A 20,327-nucleotide genomic window follows, 5' to 3' on the forward strand; every position below is an offset into this window, starting at 1 on the left:
AGGAAGGGCCATGAGCGGACTTTTTAATACATTTAACATAGTAAAAAGGGGAATGTTTGCACAGCAGACAGCTTTAAATGTTGTATCCCACAACGTTGCCAATGCCAATACCGAAGGATATTCTGTCCAAAGAGCAAACCTACAAACAACTAAACCCTTCGGGATGCCCTCATTGACTACAGCAGCAGAACCAGGGCAAGTAGGAACAGGAGTTGAAGTTGCAAGCATCACAAGAACAAGGGATGAGTTTTTAGATTATTATGTTCGAAAGGAAACAAGCACCCTAAAAAGGTTTGAGTCAAGGGAATATTTTTTATCAGAAATAGAAGCCATTTTTACAGAACCCTCCGATACAGGTCTTGCAACTCTTTTAACCCGATTTTGGGATGCATGGCAGGGACTTTCTACAAACCCTGAAAGCTCAACAGCAAGAACCCTTGTTGTAAGCAACGCAGAGGCTTTAGTTAACGGCATAAACAAAAACTACGCCCAGCTTGTTGATAGGGAAGTTGGCATCGCTGACCTTATTCAGCAGCAGATTTTTGAAGTTTCGAATATATTAACTCAGATAGCTGATCTTAACGAACAGATTAAGGCGGTTGTAGTTGGAGGAAAAATCCCTAACGACCTTTTAGATAGAAGGGACCTTTTACTCGATAAATTATCCGAAAGATTTGATTTTGATATAAAAAAGACCGATTACATGGGGATTAAAATTATTCCTAAGACAGGAACCGGCCTTATTGATGAAAACAACCCAATCCTTACCGATTCAAAAATAAATAAAGGTCTTGCCTTTGTTAACGATGTGATAATGAATATAGATGGTAAAGAAATAAAGAAAAAGGATTTTCCATTAATTATTGAAAAGGACAAATTATCAAGTATAAAACTAAATATTAACATCAACGGTGATATAAATAAGCCCTACGATGTAGAAATTAGCGGAATAGATGAAATTAAAAAATATTTAAACATTGAAGAAATAAAGGACTCTAATGGGAATGTAGTATCCTACAAGATTAATTCTATAATGCCCCATGTTGTCCTTTACGATATGCAGGAGTTTAACCAGGGCAATTTAAAGATAGAGAGCATAAATTTTTATAACGGAAGCTTTAAGGGGTTAGATTCCCTTTATGGTGAAATAAACGACTATAAAACACAGCTAAACAATCTAGCAAGAGCCCTTGCAATATCCGTAAATACCATTCATTCAAACTCTTCAGACCAAAGCAAAGGAATCAATTTCTTTAATATAGAAGCAGAGACTGATATAAAGGCAGCAGAAAAATTATCGATAAACGCTAAAATTAAGGAGGATGTATTCCTTATTAATGGAGGTAAAATAATCGACAAGAATGATTCTAATTATGCTCCGGGAAACGGAGAAAGGGCACTTATAATAGGACAGTTAAGAAATATTAGAATGGAAATACTAAAGATAACATCAAGGGAAGAATTTTTGAAAAACGTTTATACAGACTCAAATGGAAATCCTATAACTTCTGTAGAACCAAGCGGTTTAAACCTTGCGGATAGAAATCAGACGAAAATATTTAGCAATAACTCAGGAACTACCATCGACAATTATTTTAAGGCGACCATATCCCAGCTTGGTGTATCAAACCAGGAGGCAAAAAGGATGGTAAAAAATCAACAGGCCCTTGTTGACCAGCTGGTTGTTCGTAGGGAATCCATATCTGGAGTATCCCTTGATGAGGAGATGACCAATATGCTTCAATTCCAAAGGGCCTACGAGGCAAACGCTAAAATGATAAGCGTAATAGACCAGCTTCTTGACGTTGTTGTGAATGGACTTGTAAGAAGGTAGGTGATTAGATGAGGATTACAAATAAAGTTTTAACTAAAAATTTTCTTTCAAATCTTAGGGTAAACCTTGAGGAGATGCAAAAATATCAAGACCAATTATCCTCTGGACATGAGGTAAGAAAACCCTCAGATGACCCCTTTAAGGTTGCAAGAACTATGGAATTAAAGGCATCGATTGCAGCCAATGAAAGATACCATACGAATATACAAGAGGGTATGGACTGGCTTAATACATTGGATGAGGCCCTTGGACAAATAGGGGAGGCTCTTCAGACTATCCGTGAAAAGACCATACAGGGCGGTAACGGCGCCTACACTAAGGAGGAGCGCCTTGCAATTGCAAAGCACATTAGCCAGCTTAAGGAGCACATTATGCAGGTTGGCAATACTGCCTATGACGGAAGATATTTGTTCGGCGGAGATAAGACAACAAATCCACCCTTTAAGATGGAAAACGGAAAGGTTATATATCAAGGTTCTAAAAATGGCCTATTTAAGGAGATGGCAAACGGAGTTATAATTGACATTTCCGTAAAGGGAAGCGATTTTGCTAATGATCCTTCTTCAACTGATGAGGGTGGAATATTTGCAACCCTTTCAAAAATAATCAATAAGCTGGAAAACGATCAAAACCCAAGCGACCTTTTAGGAGAGCTTGATGAGCATTTTAACAATCTATTAAGATTGAGGGCAGATGCGGGGGCAAGACAAAAAAGGCTTGAGGATATGCTCTCTAAAAATGAAACAGAGACCTTTAATATGACTGAGCTTTTATCAAAAACTTATGACGTTGATATTGCCAAAAAGGTTATGGAGTATAAGGTTATGGAATCCGTTTATACTGCATCACTTCAGACAGGTGCAAAAATTCTTCAGCCAAGTTTATTAGACTTTTTAAGGTAGGTTGATTTAGATGATAATAGAAACTAAATTTTTTGGACAAATTGAAATAGATGAAAATGATATAATCCATTTTGAAAAGGGGATCCCTGGCCTTGAGGAATATAAAAGATTTATCATTTCAAAGGTTGAGGAGGCAAACCTTTATTGCCTTCAAAGTATAGAAGAAAAAAACATAGCACTGCTTTTAATAATGCCTTGGGATCATGTTAAAGACTATGAATTAGAACTTTCAGAGGATGAGATCAAGGAACTTGATATAAAATCCCATGAGGATGTTTTGGTTTACAACGTAATTACCGTCCGTGAGGACAAAATAACCGCCAATCTCCTTGCCCCGATAATAATTAATGTAAAAAACAACAAAGGAAAGCAAATAATATTAAATGATAAAAAATATAGCATAAGGCAGGAGATAAAATGCTTATCCTAACACGAAAAGAAGGAGAATCCATCCTTATCGGTGAGGGCGTGGAGATTAAGATTTTAGAAATTTCTCAAGGGACAGTTAAAATAGGAATCGAGGCACCTAAGAATGTAAAGGTAATAAGAAAGGAGCTTTTAAAGGAGATCAGAGAAGAAAATCTTGAATCCCTTAAAAATGTTGAAAAAATCCTAAAGGGGCTTTAGGAGGTGAATTTATGCCAAGCACCTTAAGAATTACAGGCCTTGCAACAGGCCTTGATGTGGACAACATGGTCAAGCAGCTAATGCAGGCGGAAAAAACAAAGGTTGACAAAGTAAAGCAGCAAAGGCAGTTAATTCAGTGGAGACAGGACCTTTATAGGGAGATAATAGGCGATTTAAACACCTTTAAAAGCACCTTCTTTGACGTTCTAAACAAGGACAAGTATATATTATCAGCCAACAGCCTTGCACCATATTCTGTTTCAATTGATTCAAATGCTCCAATAAAGGTTACTGCAACAGCCGATGCCCAATCAGGGCAGTATGAAGTTGCAGTATCCCAGCTTGCAAAGGGAGCAACGGTTGTTGGAGAGCTTAATGCTGAAAATTTGAATCTAGATACTAAGTTATCAAGTTTAGGATTATCAGGAATAACAAAAATTGATTTAACCTATAATGGGACAGGCACATCCATTGAAGTTAATGGTGATATGTCCATTAGAGATCTAATAAACGAAGTAAATTCTGAAACAAACGGAGCAGTTAAGGTTAGGTTTAGCGAACTTACAAAAAATATAACCTTTGAGACTTCAAAAACTGGCGAAAGTGCTTCATTAAAAATTACAGGTGCATCTTTTTTAAATATAAACGATATGACTGATGCAGTAACCGGACAAAACGCTAAATTTAAAATAAAAACCCCTAATAATTCTTCCTTTGTAGAAGTTCAAAGGGAAACCAATACATTTACTATAGATGGCATAACCTATACTTTAAACGGACTGGCTTCTGAAGAAAATCCTGTTAAGTTTACTGTAAATGTTGACTCTAAACCTGTTATTGATAAAATTAAAGAGTTTGTAAATAAATATAACGAAATTATAGACAAAATAAATAAAAAGCTTTCAGAAAAAAGGGCCTATTCCTATCAACCTTTAACTGATGATCAAAAGAAGGAAATGAAGGAAGACGAGATTAAAATGTGGGAGGAAAAAGCCAAAGAAGGTCTATTAAAGGGAGACAGCATCCTTCAAAATATGATCTTTAATTTAAGACAAGCCTTTTTCCAATCGGTAAAGGATGTAGGAATATCCCTCCAGGAAGTAGGTCTCTCAACCTCCAGCGACTATACCCAAAAGGGAAAAATAATAATCGACGAAGCAAAACTAAAAACAGCCCTTGAAACAAGAGGCCAAGACGTTATAAACCTATTTGTAAAAACATCAACCATAGCATACGATCCAAATAAAACCTATAGCGGAAGAGAAGACAGAAATGCAGAAATAGGAATCTTTCAAAGGATTAAGGATATTTTAGAAGATAATATAAGAACAACAAGAAACAGCTCAGGTAAAAAGGGGCTTCTTCTTGAAAAGGCAGGAATAAAGGGAGATTTTACTGAATTTAATAACCTTTTATCTAAAGAATTACAAGAAAAAGATAGACTTATTGATGAGCTTAATAAAAAACTTGCCGAAAAAGAAGATAAATACTATAGAGACTTTGCAAAACTTGAAGCAGCGATGCAAAAATTTAACGACCAGGCAAACTGGCTATATTCCCAACTAGGAGCGATGAATAAATAATGGATGTATTTGATATTTTAGCTCAGTATAAAAATATCTCATTAGAAATTTTAAAAGCCCTTTTAGAGGATGAATTTGATAATCTTGATACTTTGCTTGACAAAAGGCAGGAGCTTATAGATATTCTAAATGATAAAAATAAAAACCAATTAAACAATATAATTGAAGAATTAAACTTATTGGAATTAGAAACAAAAATACAAAATCTTTTAAAGGAAAAATTGCAATCTTTACGAAACCAACTAAAAAACTTCAACGAAAAAAAATCAGCCGCAAAGGCTTATACTAACAAAGAAAACCTTGACTCGATATTTTTAAACAAAAAATTTTAAAAAACCCCTAAAGTTTATCTAAAACCTTCCGAAACTAATATTAGAAAACAAAAAGCGGCCGCTTAAAGTTAAAGCTAATAAAGAGGGAAAGGATTCCCTCTAAAATATAAATCAAGGAGGAGATATCATGATAATCAATCACAATCTTAACGCGATGAACGCACACAGAAATCTTGCTATGAATAACACTGCTTTAGGAAAGTCAGTTGAAAAGCTTTCATCAGGTCTTAGAATCAACAGAGCTGGGGATGACGCAGCAGGACTTGCAATTTCAGAAAAGATGAGAGGACAAATCAGAGGTCTTGAACAAGCTGCAAGAAATTCACAAGATGCTATATCACTTATCCAAACAGCAGAAGGTGCATTAAATGAAACTCATGCAATTTTACAAAGAATGAGAGAACTTGCAGTTCAAGCAGCTAACGACACAAATGTTGAAGAAGATAGAACAGCTATATCAAATGAAATTAGCCAATTAAAGAGTGAAATTGATAGAATAGCAGGACAAACTGAGTTCAATACCCAAAAGCTTCTTGATGGAACATTTAGTTCAAAGGCTTTCCAAATAGGTGCTAATAAAGCTCAAACAATAACATTTGGTATATCTAATATGGATTCATCTTCACTAGGACTTAGCTCTTTGGCTGTTGATTCTGCAACAAATGCTACTTCAGCTATTTCAACAATTGATGCTGCTATTAACAAGGTTTCAGCTGAAAGATCAAAACTTGGTGCTCTTCAAAACAGATTAGAACATACAATTAATAATCTTGGAACTGCTGCTGAAAACTTAACTGCATCAGAATCAAGAATTCGTGACGTTGATATGGCAAAGGAAATGATGTTATTCTCAAAGAATAACATACTTGCTCAGGCGGCACAAGCAATGCTTGCTCAAGCAAATCAGCTTCCACAAAACGTATTGCAATTATTAAGATAATAAATAAAGGCTCTGTTGTATCAGAGCCTTTATTTAATAATTAAGTGAGAGGAGCATACATTATGTTAATAAATGCGTTAAAAGAAAAAATTGATGGGCTTGCTAAGGCTTTAGATATTGGTAATACTGAAGAAATTAATTTATTTATTATAAAAATTATTGATGATTTAATTCTTTTTTCAAATAATATAAATGAAAGTATTTTTGATGTGAACTTTTTTAATGAAAAATTAAATGAAATGCTTTCTGCAATGAAGGAAGGAGATTATTATCTATTTTTAGATACTTTAAAATACGAACTTATGCCTATTATCGAAGAATATTTGAAACTTAGTGATAACTGAGGTGAGCTTATGCCTAAAATAAGCATATGTATGATGGTTAAGGATGAAGAAAAAAATATTAGAAGATGCTTAGACAGCATAAAAATATTACTAACTAACGATTTTGCTGAGCTTATTGTTGTAGATACTGGTTCAATTGATAAAACTCCGGATATAGTTAAAGAATATACGAATAATTTGCATTTTCATTCGTGGAACAATAATTTTGCAGAAATGAGAAATATTACAATATCCTACGCAAAGGGAGAATGGATATTCATATTAGATGCCGATGAAGAATTAGAGAATGCAAACGAACTTGTAGAGTTATTTAAGTCAATTGATACTAAAAAAATTAATACTATTGGAGTTTTAGTTAAAAATCCATCAAATCTAACTAGTAAAGAAGGATACATGATAAGCATGTCTCCGCGGTTGTTTAAAAATGATGGTGACTTTAAATATATAGGTGCTGTCCATAATCAACCTTTGTTTAAAGAACCTATTTATTATTCAAATATCTCAATTTGGCATTATGGCTATATAACTAATGATAAAGCTTTAATGGAGAAAAAATACAAAAGGACTGCTTCTATATTACAAGAAGAACTTAAAAAAAATCCAAATAATTTGTATTATAGGTATCAACTTGGCGTTAGTTATTCTATGTATGGTGAAATTAATAAGGCGTTAGAAGAATTTAGGAAAGCCTATGAATTATTGAAAAATAAAAAGTCTCAAGATAAATTTGTATATTCTTATATTTACTCTGCTTATGCTAGGGAAGCTTATAGAAATGAAAAATATAGAGAAGTTATAGAAGTAACTGAAGAAGGAATAAAAATTCGAAATGATTTTATCGATCTTTATTACCTAAAGGGATTTGCATCTTATAAATTAGGGTTAATTAATGAGGCAATCAATACTTTTGACAAATACTTAAAATTAAATGATGATATTAATAATCTTAACATTATCAAAGACATGTCGATTTCTTTATATAATATTGATAATAATTCAAAGGATAATGTTTATTTAGTTTACGTTCAATATTATTTAGAAAACAAAAACTATGATGATGCTTATAAATTTGCTAAAAAAATAAGTGACAACAAAAGAAAAATATATGAAATAATTAATATTTTAATAAAAGATGAAAAAATAGACGAATTAAAAAATGTTTATTTAAATATAAACATAGAGGAAGAAAAGAAATATTTTGAATTTGTTTTGGAAGAGCAGATTGATAAAATAGAAAAAGAAAAAGCTTTTTTGATTCGCAAAACATTTTCTCAAATAGAAAATAATTATGGCAAATTATGCCTTTCAATAATGTCTGATAATTTATTAGAAGTCTATAATTTTATAAAAAGTTTAGAATTAGATAAAGAACCTATATATTATTTTAAATTATTTAACAAATTAAAAGAAAATATGGAAGTTGTAATCAAGCTGTTAAAAGTTTTAAATCCAAATAAGCAAAGAAACGTGATTAATTTTTTGATTAATAGATATGAGTTTGAAGAACATTTCAAAAAATATTTGCATAACGTTAATTTTAATATTCGCGATCTACAAATGATCGTATTATTAAAAATAATTTTAGAGATTTTATTAACTAATTATGTAAGTAATACAGATATAATAATAAATGAATATTATGAATTATTTCTTAAATATATAGATGTTGGAACTATTTATATAGAAAATATGTATCAAACAGACAAAATTAGATTGAATTATAAATATGTAGAAAGTAATGAGATTAAATTTTTAATGATTTTCTACTTAATAAAAGTTCATCTATCAAAGAAAGAATACAAGATTGCTTTCAAGTATCTAAAGGAAATAATTGAAGTTCAACCAAATTATGCAAGATTAATTCAAATGTATATGGAAAAAATTGATTTTGAACTAAAAAATAATTGATTTTTATTTGGTGGTGTTGCTATGATTGAAGAAAGAAAGAAAAAAATTAAATCAATGATAGAAACCCTAATTAATGATAACAAGCTAGAAGATGCAAAGTTAGCAATTGAAGATTATAAAAAAGTTGTTCCAGATGATATAGATATTTATTCAATGCTTGGGGTAATTTATATTTTAAAACATGAATTAGATGATGCAAAAGAGATATTGTTAGAAGGGTTATTAAAAGATGAATCAAATTTTGATATTAATTATAATCTTGCTTTTATTGCTGAAGCAGAAAACAATAAAACTAATGCATATTATTTTTATAAGAGAGCTTATGAAATATGTTCTGATGCCGATTTAAAAAATCAAATAGATAATAAATTAAAAATCCTTTTAGAAGAAAGTAGAGAACTGTTAGATTATAATAGAACAAAATTAGCCATTTTCTGCATAAAAGGACTAGATAATTTCTTGTATGATATTATTGTTCATCTTTTATATGATTATGAAGTAAAATTAGTCTTAGTTTCAAACAATGAAGAATTAAGATTAGTTGATAAGTGGATGGAATGGGCAGATATTTGCTGGTTTGAATGGTGTAACGAGCTTGCTGTGTATGGAAGTAGATTGCCTATTGCAAAGGAAAGAAAGGTTATATGTAGATTGCATAGCTATGAAGCCTTTACTGATAATATAAAAAATGTTAACTGGGAAAATATTGATAAAGTTATATTTGTATCAGAGAATTTAAAACAAATAGTTACTAAAAAAGTCAACATAGAAGAAGATAAAATTGAAGTTATACCTAATGGAATTAATCTAAAAAAATGGACTTTTAAACAGAGAGATAAAGGATATAATATTGCATACGTTGGATATATAAATTACAAAAAAGGTCCTATGCTCTTGCTTCATACTTTTAAGGCAATTTATGATAAAGATAATAGATACAAATTATATATTGCTGGAGAGATTCAGGATGAAAGATATGTACTTTATTTTAATCAAATGATAAAAGAGTTAGGATTAGAAAATAACGTCTTTTTCGAAGGATGGCAGAATGATTTAGATAAATGGCTTGAAGATAAAAATTATATTTTATGTACGAGCCTTTTAGAATCGCAAAATTTAAGTGTTATGCAAGCAATGGCAAAGGGAATTAAGCCTATAGTTCATAATTTTGCTGGAGCAAAAGATATTTATCCCAAAAATTATTTATGGAATTTAATTGATGAAGCAGTAAAAATGATTTTGTTAGATGAACACAATTCAAATAAATATCGAAAATTTATTGAAGATAGATATTCTCTTACAAAACAAATAACTAAAATAAAAAATGTTTTAAGAAGTATGCTATTTAACAAAGAAAAAGAAATGTTTTTAAAATTTAAATATATGTTAGGTGAACAAGTAAGTTTTGAAAGTATAGATAATTTAACAATTGTAATACCAACATATAACAGAGCTAATTTACTTAAAGAGGATTTAACTTATGGGCATAAGTTGGGTAATCAAAACAAAATTATAGTAGATGATTGTTCAAACACTGAAAATAAAAATATCCTTACTAAATTATTGTTAAATAAAAAAAGTTATGGCATTGAAGAAATAATTTTTAATGATGTTAATAAAGGTGTGGCTGCTTCCATTAGTGTAGGAATAAAAAATGTTAAAACAAAATATATGGCTTTATGTGGAGATGATGATAAATTATTTTGTTTAAATAAAGATGAATTTAAAGGTAGTATAAATAGACTAAACGACGATTGTTTAATGATTATTCCTAGATATGTTATTAATTTAGATTCTTATGATAATATTACTGTGGGGTATGATAGAAAAAAATTTGATAATAAATTTGCTTACGAAATATTAGAACTGTTTTTTAAAACAGGTGAAATTGAGGCTTTAGCAGCTGGTTTAATTACAAATACTGATTTATCAAGAGAATGCCTACCAGAAGATATATTTAAAATTTCAGAGGATTATGTTTTATTAAGTAGGTTATTAGCTAAGAACCAAAATAAAAAAATAAAAGTTTTAGATTCTTATATTTATATAAGAAGAATCAATGATTTTACTTTATCAAAAACAATTAATATTGATAAACTTTCAATACATTTATTATCAATGTTAGTATCGGGTTTTTATTGTCTGAAGTTTAATATTATTACTAGGGATGAATTATTTATTTACTTAAATAAAAGAGCAGAATTAATACAAAATATTTATGGATTTGGTATGGAGTATATTAATTTAGTTTTTCATTACTTAACAAAAAAAATAAATTTAAATGAATTTGTTAATATTAACAAAAATAGATATATAAAAGAAATGGATTTAGAAAATATACCCAAAGAACTGGTTGGACTTATAAAATTGATTTAAAATTAGAGGTAAAATATGAATTATTTGGATAATATAGCTGAAAATTTTACAACTTTAAGTGGAATTAATAAAATAAGTGTATTACAACAATATAAGACAATGAAAAAATATTTTATAGGTAATAAATGTTTAGAACTTGGTTGCGCAGATGGCATGATGACATTAAAACTAATTGAAGATTTTCAGCAAGTAACAGTAGTTGATGGATCAAATATAGCTATTGAAAGATTAAAAAATCATATTAAATCTAATAAATTAAATATAATACAGGGTTTTTTTGAAGATATTGAATTAGATGATAGATTCGATACCATAATTATGGGACATATTTTAGAACATGTTGATGATCCAGTAAGTTTACTAAAAAAGTATGGGAATTACCTATCTGAAAATGGACGAATAATTATTAGTGTTCCGAATGCTAAATCATTTCATAGAATTGCAGGAGTTAAACTGGGATTATTAAATTCAATTTATGATTTAAATGAAAATGATATAAAAATAGGCCATAAAAGAGTATATGATTATGTAAAATTAGAGCAAGACATTTTAAATGCAGGATTAAAAATAATGTGTAAAGATGCATATTGGTTAAAATTTTTAAGCAATAAACAAATAGAGGATTACTTTGATGAAAAATTAATTGATGTTTATATGGAACTTGGAAGTGAGTTTAAAGAAAATGCTGCTGAAATTATAGCTATATGTTGTAAATTTTAAATTAAAGGATGATAAAAATGTTACGGATAGCATTAGTTGGCTTAGGTAATATGGGAAAACTTCATTTAAAAAATTTACTGTATTTGCAGCAAAACAAAAAATGTGTGATTTCATGTGTGTGTGATATAAAAAAAGAATTGGTAGATGAAATTTATAATTTATATGGGATAAAAGGCTTTTACAATGTTGAAGATATGATAGAAAAAGGTAATTTTGATATAGCTATAATTGCAACTACTTCAACATCCCATTTTGAAATAGCAAAGTTATTAATTGAAGATAAAAAACATATTTTGATTGAAAAACCTGTGGTTTTGAATGCAAAAAATGCGGTAGAATTAAATAGTATATCTATAAAAAATAATATTTTAATTTCTGCTGGCTATACAGAAGTTTATAATAGTGTAACTGATGGTATTATTGAATTTGTAAAGAAAGATAATGAATTTGAATATATAGATTTTTTAAGAATTGGATTAAAAACTTCAAAAAATAATAATAAAGATATTGATGTTATACATGATTTAATGATACACGATTTATCTATAATGTATAAAATTTGTAATATAGATAATATAAAAAATATTTTTGGAATGCTATCAAGTTTTAATTTTTTAAGTAAACAATATGATTTAGCTACTTTAAATGTTGTTTTGAATAATAATAAGATAATTCGATTTTTAGCTGATAGAAATGGAGTTTTAAAGAAAAGAAAAGTTTATCTATCAAAAGTTGATAATTTTGCAGAATTTGATTTTATGGAGCAGACTTGTAAAATAACAAAAAAAGGAGATTTAAATATTATTGGATCAAATATATGGTTTACTAATACATATCAGCAAGCACAAATAAGATATGTAAATAATCCACTTTTAGATGAAATACAAGATTTTATTGAAGCAGTAGAAAAAGGACGTGAGACTAGAACATCTAAAGATTGGTTTAAAATTACTTTATTTACTGAAAAAATTAGGGATGAATTATATAAAAATATAAAAATAATAGGTGAGAATTATGAAGCTAGATAATTTGAATGTAGAAGATTTAAGTTTCAATATAGTGAAGAATGGTGAATTTTATTGTTGTGGTTTTATACATCAAAAGAAAAGAGGTTTATTATCATTTATAGCTTCTAAAAAGTATCTATTACAATTAAATAATTCAAGTGTTTCTTCTATTATTTGTCCTAAAAATTTAGTTGAAGATGTAAAAGAGGTTAAAAGTGATATAGGTATTATTAGTTGTGAAAATCCAAGAGCTTTGTTATTAAAAATAAATAATTTATTTATGCCTAAAAAATTTAAAACAATAATATCTTCATCAGCAAAGATATCAAGTAAGGCAGTTATTAGTGATTATAATGTTTATATTGGTGAAAATGTTATTGTAGATGATAATGTTATCATAAAACCTAATACAATAATTCGAGACAATGTAACTATAGGGGCATCATCAGTTATATCTTCTGATGGATTTATGCTTTATGAGTTAGATGATAATTTATGTATTGCAGAACATAAAGGTTATGTATATATAGACAAAGATACGAAATTGCTTTGTAATATTTTAATAGAAAAAGCTGTATTTTATGGTGAAACAACGTATATTGGTAAAAATGTTATAATGGATTCTGGAGTAAGCATTTCGCATGGATGCTATATAGGAAATAAAGTAACTTTAGCTGCTAATGCAAAAATATGTGGATATACAAGAATTGGTGATAATTGCTATGTAGGACCTATGTCTGTAGTTTCAAACAATTTAACTATAGGTAATAACTGCAATATAAGAATAGGTAGTGTTGTAGTAAATAATTTAAATGATAATGCAAACGTGTCTGGCCCATTTGCAATTGATCATAGAATGAATTTGTTGAATCATTATAAAAAAATAAAATAAAAAGTTTCAGAGGAGGAGAAGAATGGAAGATAAGATTTTGGAAATTGCTTCTAGTGTATTTAATATAGATAAAGCTTATTTAAATATAAATATATCTAAAGATGAATTATCACAATGGGATTCTCTAGCTCATATACAATTAATTAGTGAAATAGAAGATACTTTTAACATTGAGATTCCAATTAATGATTTTTGGAAAATAAACTCATTAAAACAAATACTAAATTATTTAAAATAAATAAAACATTTGATTTATATGGTACACAAGGAGTAGATGTATATGAAAATTGCATTGCTTTCAAATGTAAATGTTGATTTGATAATTAGAAATCTAAATAATTATTATAATGTTTATAATTCATATGGTTTTGGAACTTGGCTACAAGAACTTCTAGATAAAAATTCAGGATTATATGCATATAATCCTGAATTAATATTTTTATTAATAGATGCGAAAGAACTCTTTCGTGGAAAAGAAACCTTTGATGAATGTTTAAATGAAATAAAACAAATAGAAAATATTTTAGAGGTTGTTTTGATAGAAAATACTGAAAAACTCATATTTGTTTCAAATATTGATTATCCAGAAGATAATATTTATCCATATAAAAAATTATCATATAATAAAATTGTTGAATATGAGTGGTTAAAAATGCTAAAAAAATTGTGTGATAAGTATATTAATTGCTATGTGCTTGATATAAAGTCATTAATAGAACAAAATGGACAAAAAAGTTTTTATTCATCAAAATTGTGGTATGTAGGTGGAATACCATTTTCATTAAAGGGAATTAAATTAATTTCACAGCATATTAATCAAATAATATTAGCATATCAAGGAAAAAGGAAAAAATGTTTATTGGTAGATCTAGATAATACACTTTGGGGAGGAGTAATTGGAGAAGATGGAATATATGGTATAGAACTTTCAGAATTTAAAGAAGGTGGAAGATATAAAGATTTTCAAAGATTAATTAAACAGATTAAAGATACAGGTATAATTTTAGGTATAGTATCTAAGAATAATAAAGATGATGTAATAGAAGTTTTTACTAAACATGAGCATATGGTTTTAAAAGAAGAGGATTTTGTTATTACAAAAATAAATTGGGACAATAAGATTGATAATATAAAACAAATATCAGTTGAACTTAATATAGGGCTTGATTCAATAGTATATATTGATGATAATGAAGTGGAGTGCGAACAAATAAGACACTTTTTACCAGATGTTACAGTTCCAGTTTTTCCAAAAGATACTTCTGCTTTACCGGAGTTTATAAATGAAGTTTATAAAAAATACTTTTTTACATTGAATGTTACAGATGAAGATAAAAATAAATCTTTGATGTATAAACAAAATATTGAGAGGCAACGTATGCTTAACGTAGTTAATAATTTAGAAGAGTTTTTATATTCTTTACAAACTGAAATAAAGGTGTGGAAGGCAACTAATAATGATGTTGAACGAATAGCACAATTAACACAAAAAACTAATCAATTTAATTTGACTGGGCATAGATATACTATTGAGGAAATAAAAGATATGATTAAAAAAGAAAATGTGGAAGTATGGATTGGTTCCGTTAAAGATAAATTTGGTGATAATGGAAAGGTAATAGTATGGATTATATATTTTAATGATGATATTGCAGAATTAGATACTTTTTTAATGAGTTGTCGTGTAATGGGAAGATTTTTAGAAGAACAAATAATTGATTTTATTGAAAAAAAAGTTTACATGAAAGGTATAAAGAAATTGAGAAGTTATTATATACCTACTTCTAAAAATTTACCTGTTAAAGATTTGTTTTTAAAATTGGGATATTCTATAACAAATATTAATGAAGATGGGAAAGTTACTTATGAAATTGAGTTACCAACTAATAACATAAGAAAATCATTTGCTACTTTAATTGATAGTGAATTTTAATGTGATTAGTAAAATAAAATGGATGTTTGTAAGTGGTAAAATAAAATGGAGAGATTTCGGAAGTTAAAAATCTCCTTCTTGGTTTATATTTTAAATCTTACCAAAAAAGAGGGCAAATCAATTTAAATACACAAAATTATTTACACTACCATAGGAAAGCAGATTCAAAAGCTTCAGCAGGAAATAATGCTACTTGAAATGGAAAATACCAATGAGCAGTAGAAGACCTAAAAGGGTCTTTTTCTTCAAAAAATAAATTTATATAAAAAGTAAACTCAACTCACTGAAAAACTTCTAAAAATCTCGTTGAAAAATAATTATTAAATTGAATTTAAAATCAAAATCCCATCATTTCCAATCCTTCATAAACAATTACACCAAATAAAACTCGTTTAATAATTCAAATTAAGCAACCAGCTAAAGAAATGATGTAAAAAAGTTGAAAAAAATTTTTAAATAAATCTTTAACCTGAGAAATAATAAGGGGAAGGTAAGATAAAAGCCTTCCTCTTTTAGCATTTATGTGGAAATTGCTAATATAATATAAATGGTAGCATAAAATTCAAAATCCTGCTAAAATAATAATAAGGAATTAGGAGGTAGATACAATGCCTAATAAGACTAAAATAAAAGAAGTAATTAAAGATGAAGTGATTGATAAAGACTATGAAATAATACCACCCAAAATAGATTTTGTGTTTAAGCACATATTTGGCAATGAAAAACACAAACAAGTATTAGTTTCATTTTTAAGTGCAGTTTTAAGAGTTCCAAAGGAAGAATTAGAGGGTCTTGAGATACTAAATAGTGAATTAATAAAGAATCACAAGAAAGATAAAAAGGGAGTTCTTGACGTAAGAGTAAAAACGAAAGATGAAAAAGAAATAGACATAGAAGTTCAAATTTTAGATAGTGGTTACATGGCAGAAAGGACTCTTTTTTACTGGAGTAAGATGTATACTGGGCAAATAGAAGCAGGCGGAAAATATACTGACCTTAAAAAGTGTATAACAATAAACATAGTAGATTTTAATGTAACACCATTAAAGAAGCTTAACTCAACCTATCATATATTTGAAGATGAAACAAATTATAAGCTAACAGATGTATTAGAAATACATTTTTTAGAGCTTAAGAAGTTATATGACAAAGAAGTTCCAAGAGATGAAAATGACCCACTAGTAATGTGGATGGAGTTCATAGATGGGAACAAGGAGGTGATTGATGTGCTCTCAAAGAAGAATGAGGACATCAACTACGCATACAACCTTTTAAAGATAATAAGTAAGGACAAGAAAGCAAGAATGGAATACGAAGCAAAGATGGCTGCAATAAGGGATGAAATGACAAGGCTACATTTAGCGGAACAAAAGGGAAGAGAAGAAGGAAGAATGGAAGGAAGAGTGGAAGGAAAAATTGAAGGGAAAAAAGAAGTAGCTGAAAGGATGCTAAGAAAAGGGATAGATGTTGAAACAGTTGCTGAAATTACAGGGTTACAAATAACAGATATTGAAGAAATAAGAAAAAATATGCTAAACTAAGGTGAAAATATGGCTAAGGAAAATGAAAATAAAAAGCAAACAGATAGTTTTTTTGAAATAATAAAAGAAGCTAAGAGAGCAAGAATGGCATATGAAGCAAAGATGGCTGCGTTAAGGGATGAGAAAACAAGGTTAGTTGAAGCAAAAGAAGAAGGAAAAATGGAAGGAATAGAAATAGGAATGAGGAAAGGAACAATAAATGTAGCTAAAAACCTAATATCCTTAGGTGCTGATATGTCAATGATAATTAAAGCAACAGGACTTAATGAAGATGAAATACGAAAAATTAAAGAAGAAATTGAAAACTTCAAACATTAAAGAATAAAATGTCTATTAATAGGAAGTAGCGTATAAGCTGCTTCCTTATTTTTTGTATCCATCCCTAAAGCTCAAAAAACTTTTTCCGATAAATAAAATAGAATAAGTAAGGGGTGGGAAGGATGGAAATACAAAGGGTAAATAACGTTAATTTTCAAAATTTGAAACAGGTTGAGTTAAATAACATTAAGTTTGATAAGCAAAATAATGAAGTTAATAATGAGGTTAAATATAATAGCAAGGATGTTGAAAAGGCAGTTGAAACTGCTAATAAATATTTAAAGGATTCTACCCATCTTAAGTTTGAGATACATGAGAAAACAAATGATATTATTATAAAAATCATAAATGACAACACTGGGGAGGTTTTAAAGGAAATTCCGCCTAAAAAGATACTCGATATGGTGGCCAGTATGATGGAGGTATTTGGGCTTTTTATAGATGAAAAAAGATAGGGGGAAGGTTTATGCCGATTAATCCTATAACCCTTGATAAGATAGACCCCCTTGTAATAAGGCAGATTGAAACAAAGATAGTTGATAAAATTGTGCATGAGGCAAAAAGTGCAGAAACAAAAAGGGGAAATGAAGAAAAAAACTTTGATAAGGAAAGACAAAGAAAATTTGCAGAGGAGTTTTCAAGTGTTTTAGCAAAGTATAATATAAAGCTTGAGTATAGGGTGATGAAAAACAAGGTTAAGATAAAGCTAAAGGATGAAAAGGGAAGGGTTTTAATTGAAACAGAGGTTGATGATATAGAATCCCTTTTAGAGTCCTTTAATAAAATGACGGGTAAAATAATTGATATAAGAGGGTGATTAGATGAATAACCTAAATGCACTAAATGCATATCAGCAAAACAGCATTTTTACAGCTTCTAAGGAAAAGCTCCTTTTAATGCTCTATGATGGACTTGTTAAATTTATTAGACTTGCAATCGTAGGAATTGAAGAGAAGGATATAAAAAAGGCCCATGAAAACTTTATAAAGGCTCAAAACATAATTTTAGAATTTATGGCAACATTGAATATGGAGGTTGGAGGAGAAATAGCAAAATCATTAATGCTCCTATATGACTATATGTATAGAAGATTGGTTGAAGCAAATACTAAAAAGGACAAGGCAATAGCAGAGGAAGTTTTAGGATTTGCCGAAGAGCTTAAGGAAACCTTCGAAGAGGCATATAGGAGACTTAAAAAGTAGGTGTTTTTATGTTTCGTGAAATAATTCAAAATTTAGAAAGGCAATATGAAAGGTATAAGAATATTTATGAATCGATAAAAAAATTCGAACAAGAAGAAAACATTAACATAGAAGAATACAACAGGGAGCTTCAAGAGATCTCCTTTAATCTTGAGATTATAGCAAAGCTATCAAATAGGCTTGAACAGTTGAAGGAGATCTATATAATAAAACATAACATCTCAGATTTTAAGGCAGAAGAAATTGAAAGAATAGAATTAAAGGAAGACGTTTTGAGATTTAAAAAATTAGTTGAGGATGTTGGAAACATAATAAAAGAAACAAAAAGACTTCAAGATAAAGTGATCTCTAAGCTAAATAAACAGCTTATGGATTATAATGCAATAATTAAGGAGAAGAATTTGGATAAACTGGTGAATCAGTATAAAAAGGAAAAGAAAGAAGAAAAATCTACAATAGACGTCAAAAAATAGCCCTAAATTGTAGGGCTTTTATTTTTTGCCAAAATGTTTTATAACAAAATTTAACAAAAACATCTTGAATTCATCACAATTTTTTGTAAAATATAACTATGAAGAGAATATTTTAATTTGATTAAAATGTAAATTAAAATCGCATTGTGTTAATTTATATTAATATTTAGTTGACACTTGTCGTTATGTGTAATAAATTAATATTAGAATTTATTGGGGGATGTTGAAGTATGTTTAAGAATATTGACGAATTGAGTTATATGATGCTTAAAAAATCGTTGGATGCGACAAGTGCAAGGGATAGAGTAATAGCTCATAATATTGCCAATGTAAATACTAAAGGATATAAGGCCTTTAGAGTGGTTTTTGAAGAAAAATTAAATGGCGTTTTAAAAGGAGAAAGGCTAGCTCTTAAGGTTACAAACGAGAAGCATTTAAATGATGGAAGTAGCATCGAAAATTTAAGTTATGACCTTAAAAAGGACAACTCATCCTCGATGAGGCTTGATGGTAACAATGTTGATATCGACAATGAAATGGCAAACTTAGCAGCTAATGCGATCCTTTACAATGCCCTTGTATCTCAGGCAAATAGTAAAATTGCCATGAGACGTTTTATAATCAGCGAAGGGAGAAGGTAGTGTATGAATAATCTTTTTAATCCCTTGAGAATAAGTGCCAGCGGAATGTCTGCGGAAAGGCTAAGGATGGAGGTTATATCGGATAATATCGCCAATGCAGAAACAACAAGGACTTCTACTGGAGGTCCATATATTAGAAAGGTTGTATCCTTTGAGGAAAATTTAAAAAGGGCAATTGATAGGAATAATAGGTTCACAGAAAAGTTAAATGGCGTTAAAGTTTCTGCAATTTCTAAGGATCCAAGCCCCCTAAGAAGGGTTTATGATCCAAACCATCCCGATGCCGACAAGGATGGATATGTCACAATGCCAAATGTGAATATTCTTAATGAAATGATAGATTTAATAACTGCCTCCCGTGCCTTTGAGGCAAATGTAACAGCGTTTAATACATCAAAGCAAATGATGATGAAGGCTCTTGAAATTGGAAGGTAGGGATATAGATGAATATCAATTCAATTACTCTAGATACAAGCAGTCTTTTAAAAGTAAATTCTGATAATTCAAAAAATAATATTAACTTTGAAGAATATCTAAAAAAGGCCCTTGATAGGGTTAATGAAAAGCAAGTTGAGGCGGAGAATGCCACAATAGATTTAATTACGGGACAAGCACAGGATATTCACCAGGTTATGCTATCAACAGAGGAGGCAAGGTTAACATTAGAACTTGCAGTTCAAATAAGAAATAAACTTGTTGATGCTTACCAGGAAATAATGCGAATTCAAATATAGTAGACAATTGAAGGAGTGCT

24 protein-coding genes are annotated in these 20,327 nt (G+C 29.2%); all 24 read left to right on the plus strand.

The genetic code is table 11. The features are described from left to right. Positions 1-10 precede the first annotated feature (10 nt). Positions 11-1,834 (plus strand): flagellar hook-associated protein FlgK, encoded by a 1,824-nt coding sequence (gene flgK, locus Q3V94_RS09955; protein WP_303527321.1) that lies wholly within the window; start codon positions 11-13, stop codon positions 1,832-1,834. A gap of 8 nt (positions 1,835-1,842) precedes the next feature. After that, on the plus strand, positions 1,843-2,736 hold the full coding sequence (gene flgL / locus Q3V94_RS09960) for a flagellar hook-associated protein FlgL (RefSeq protein ID WP_303527324.1): 894 nt from the start codon (positions 1,843-1,845) through the stop codon (positions 2,734-2,736). Positions 2,737-2,746: 10 nt separating this feature from the next. Next, a complete protein-coding gene (fliW, locus tag Q3V94_RS09965) occupies positions 2,747-3,166 on the plus strand; it encodes a flagellar assembly protein FliW (RefSeq protein ID WP_303527327.1) in 420 nt (139 codons plus the stop codon). Then, positions 3,154-3,363, plus strand: coding sequence for a carbon storage regulator CsrA (gene csrA, locus Q3V94_RS09970; RefSeq protein WP_274767646.1), 210 nt, complete (start codon positions 3,154-3,156; stop codon positions 3,361-3,363). Before fliW ends, csrA begins: the two co-directional genes overlap by 13 nt. An 11-nt stretch (positions 3,364-3,374) precedes the next feature. Then, complete coding sequence (gene fliD / locus Q3V94_RS09975; protein WP_303527331.1) at positions 3,375-4,946, plus strand: flagellar filament capping protein FliD; 1,572 nt, start codon at positions 3,375-3,377, stop codon at positions 4,944-4,946. Further along, positions 4,946-5,278 carry a flagellar protein FliT gene (gene fliT / locus Q3V94_RS09980; protein WP_303527333.1) on the plus strand — a complete coding sequence of 111 codons (333 nt, stop codon included), beginning with the start codon at positions 4,946-4,948 and terminating at the stop codon, positions 5,276-5,278. The genes fliD and fliT overlap by 1 nt, the downstream gene beginning before the upstream one ends. 127 nt (positions 5,279-5,405) lie before the next feature. Continuing rightward, on the plus strand, positions 5,406-6,218 hold the full coding sequence (locus Q3V94_RS09985) for a flagellin (protein ID WP_303527336.1): 813 nt from the start codon (positions 5,406-5,408) through the stop codon (positions 6,216-6,218). A 62-nt stretch (positions 6,219-6,280) separates the two neighbouring features. Next, a complete protein-coding gene (locus Q3V94_RS09990; RefSeq protein ID WP_303527338.1) occupies positions 6,281-6,562 on the plus strand; it encodes a hypothetical protein in 282 nt (93 codons plus the stop codon). Between the two features lie 9 nt (positions 6,563-6,571). Beyond that, positions 6,572-8,470, plus strand: a complete 1,899-nt coding sequence (locus tag Q3V94_RS09995; RefSeq protein ID WP_303527341.1) for a TPR domain-containing glycosyltransferase — start codon at positions 6,572-6,574, stop codon at positions 8,468-8,470. Positions 8,471-8,491: 21 nt separating this feature from the next. Then, positions 8,492-10,846: a glycosyltransferase gene (locus Q3V94_RS10000; protein WP_303527344.1), complete on the plus strand. Its 2,355-nt coding sequence runs from the start codon at positions 8,492-8,494 to the stop codon at positions 10,844-10,846. Positions 10,847-10,861: 15 nt separating this feature from the next. Continuing rightward, positions 10,862-11,566: a bifunctional 2-polyprenyl-6-hydroxyphenol methylase/3-demethylubiquinol 3-O-methyltransferase UbiG gene (locus tag Q3V94_RS10005; RefSeq protein ID WP_303527346.1), complete on the plus strand. Its 705-nt coding sequence runs from the start codon at positions 10,862-10,864 to the stop codon at positions 11,564-11,566. Positions 11,567-11,583: 17 nt separating this feature from the next. Then, the gene (locus Q3V94_RS10010; RefSeq protein WP_303527348.1) at positions 11,584-12,594 is read left to right on the plus strand and encodes a Gfo/Idh/MocA family protein; all 1,011 of its coding nucleotides are present in this window, start codon (positions 11,584-11,586) and stop codon (positions 12,592-12,594) included. After that, positions 12,581-13,465: a hypothetical protein gene (locus tag Q3V94_RS10015; protein ID WP_303527350.1), complete on the plus strand. Its 885-nt coding sequence runs from the start codon at positions 12,581-12,583 to the stop codon at positions 13,463-13,465. Before Q3V94_RS10010 ends, Q3V94_RS10015 begins: the two co-directional genes overlap by 14 nt. A 22-nt stretch (positions 13,466-13,487) precedes the next feature. After that, positions 13,488-13,703: an acyl carrier protein gene (locus Q3V94_RS10020; protein ID WP_303527351.1), complete on the plus strand. Its 216-nt coding sequence runs from the start codon at positions 13,488-13,490 to the stop codon at positions 13,701-13,703. 42 nt (positions 13,704-13,745) lie between these two features. Beyond that, complete coding sequence (locus tag Q3V94_RS10025) at positions 13,746-15,398, plus strand: HAD family hydrolase (RefSeq protein ID WP_303527352.1); 1,653 nt, start codon at positions 13,746-13,748, stop codon at positions 15,396-15,398. Positions 15,399-16,006: 608 nt separating this feature from the next. Further along, entirely contained in the window at positions 16,007-16,939 is a 933-nt protein-coding gene (locus tag Q3V94_RS10030) for an Rpn family recombination-promoting nuclease/putative transposase (protein ID WP_303527353.1), read from the plus strand. A gap of 9 nt (positions 16,940-16,948) precedes the next feature. Then, positions 16,949-17,257: a hypothetical protein gene (locus Q3V94_RS10035; RefSeq protein WP_303527354.1), complete on the plus strand. Its 309-nt coding sequence runs from the start codon at positions 16,949-16,951 to the stop codon at positions 17,255-17,257. Between the two features lie 122 nt (positions 17,258-17,379). Further along, the gene (locus Q3V94_RS10040; RefSeq protein WP_303527355.1) at positions 17,380-17,712 is read left to right on the plus strand and encodes a flagellar protein FlaG; all 333 of its coding nucleotides are present in this window, start codon (positions 17,380-17,382) and stop codon (positions 17,710-17,712) included. Positions 17,713-17,723: 11 nt separating this feature from the next. Further along, complete coding sequence (locus Q3V94_RS10045) at positions 17,724-18,074, plus strand: hypothetical protein (protein WP_303527357.1); 351 nt, start codon at positions 17,724-17,726, stop codon at positions 18,072-18,074. Between the two features lie 4 nt (positions 18,075-18,078). After that, on the plus strand, positions 18,079-18,459 hold the full coding sequence (fliS, locus tag Q3V94_RS10050) for a flagellar export chaperone FliS (protein WP_303527359.1): 381 nt from the start codon (positions 18,079-18,081) through the stop codon (positions 18,457-18,459). Positions 18,460-18,467: 8 nt separating this feature from the next. Then, entirely contained in the window at positions 18,468-18,932 is a 465-nt protein-coding gene (locus Q3V94_RS10055; protein WP_303527361.1) for a hypothetical protein, read from the plus strand. A gap of 230 nt (positions 18,933-19,162) precedes the next feature. After that, on the plus strand, positions 19,163-19,573 hold the full coding sequence (gene flgB, locus Q3V94_RS10060) for a flagellar basal body rod protein FlgB (RefSeq protein ID WP_303527363.1): 411 nt from the start codon (positions 19,163-19,165) through the stop codon (positions 19,571-19,573). 3 nt (positions 19,574-19,576) lie between these two features. Then, a complete protein-coding gene (flgC, locus tag Q3V94_RS10065) occupies positions 19,577-20,008 on the plus strand; it encodes a flagellar basal body rod protein FlgC (protein WP_303527365.1) in 432 nt (143 codons plus the stop codon). An 8-nt stretch (positions 20,009-20,016) separates the two neighbouring features. Continuing rightward, entirely contained in the window at positions 20,017-20,307 is a 291-nt protein-coding gene (gene fliE / locus Q3V94_RS10070; protein ID WP_303527368.1) for a flagellar hook-basal body complex protein FliE, read from the plus strand. The last annotated feature ends 20 nt before the right edge of the window (positions 20,308-20,327 follow it).

It is taken from the genome of Caloramator sp. CAR-1, assembly GCF_030546345.1.
Classification (GTDB): Bacteria; Bacillota; Clostridia; order Clostridiales; family Caloramatoraceae; genus Caloramator; species Caloramator australicus.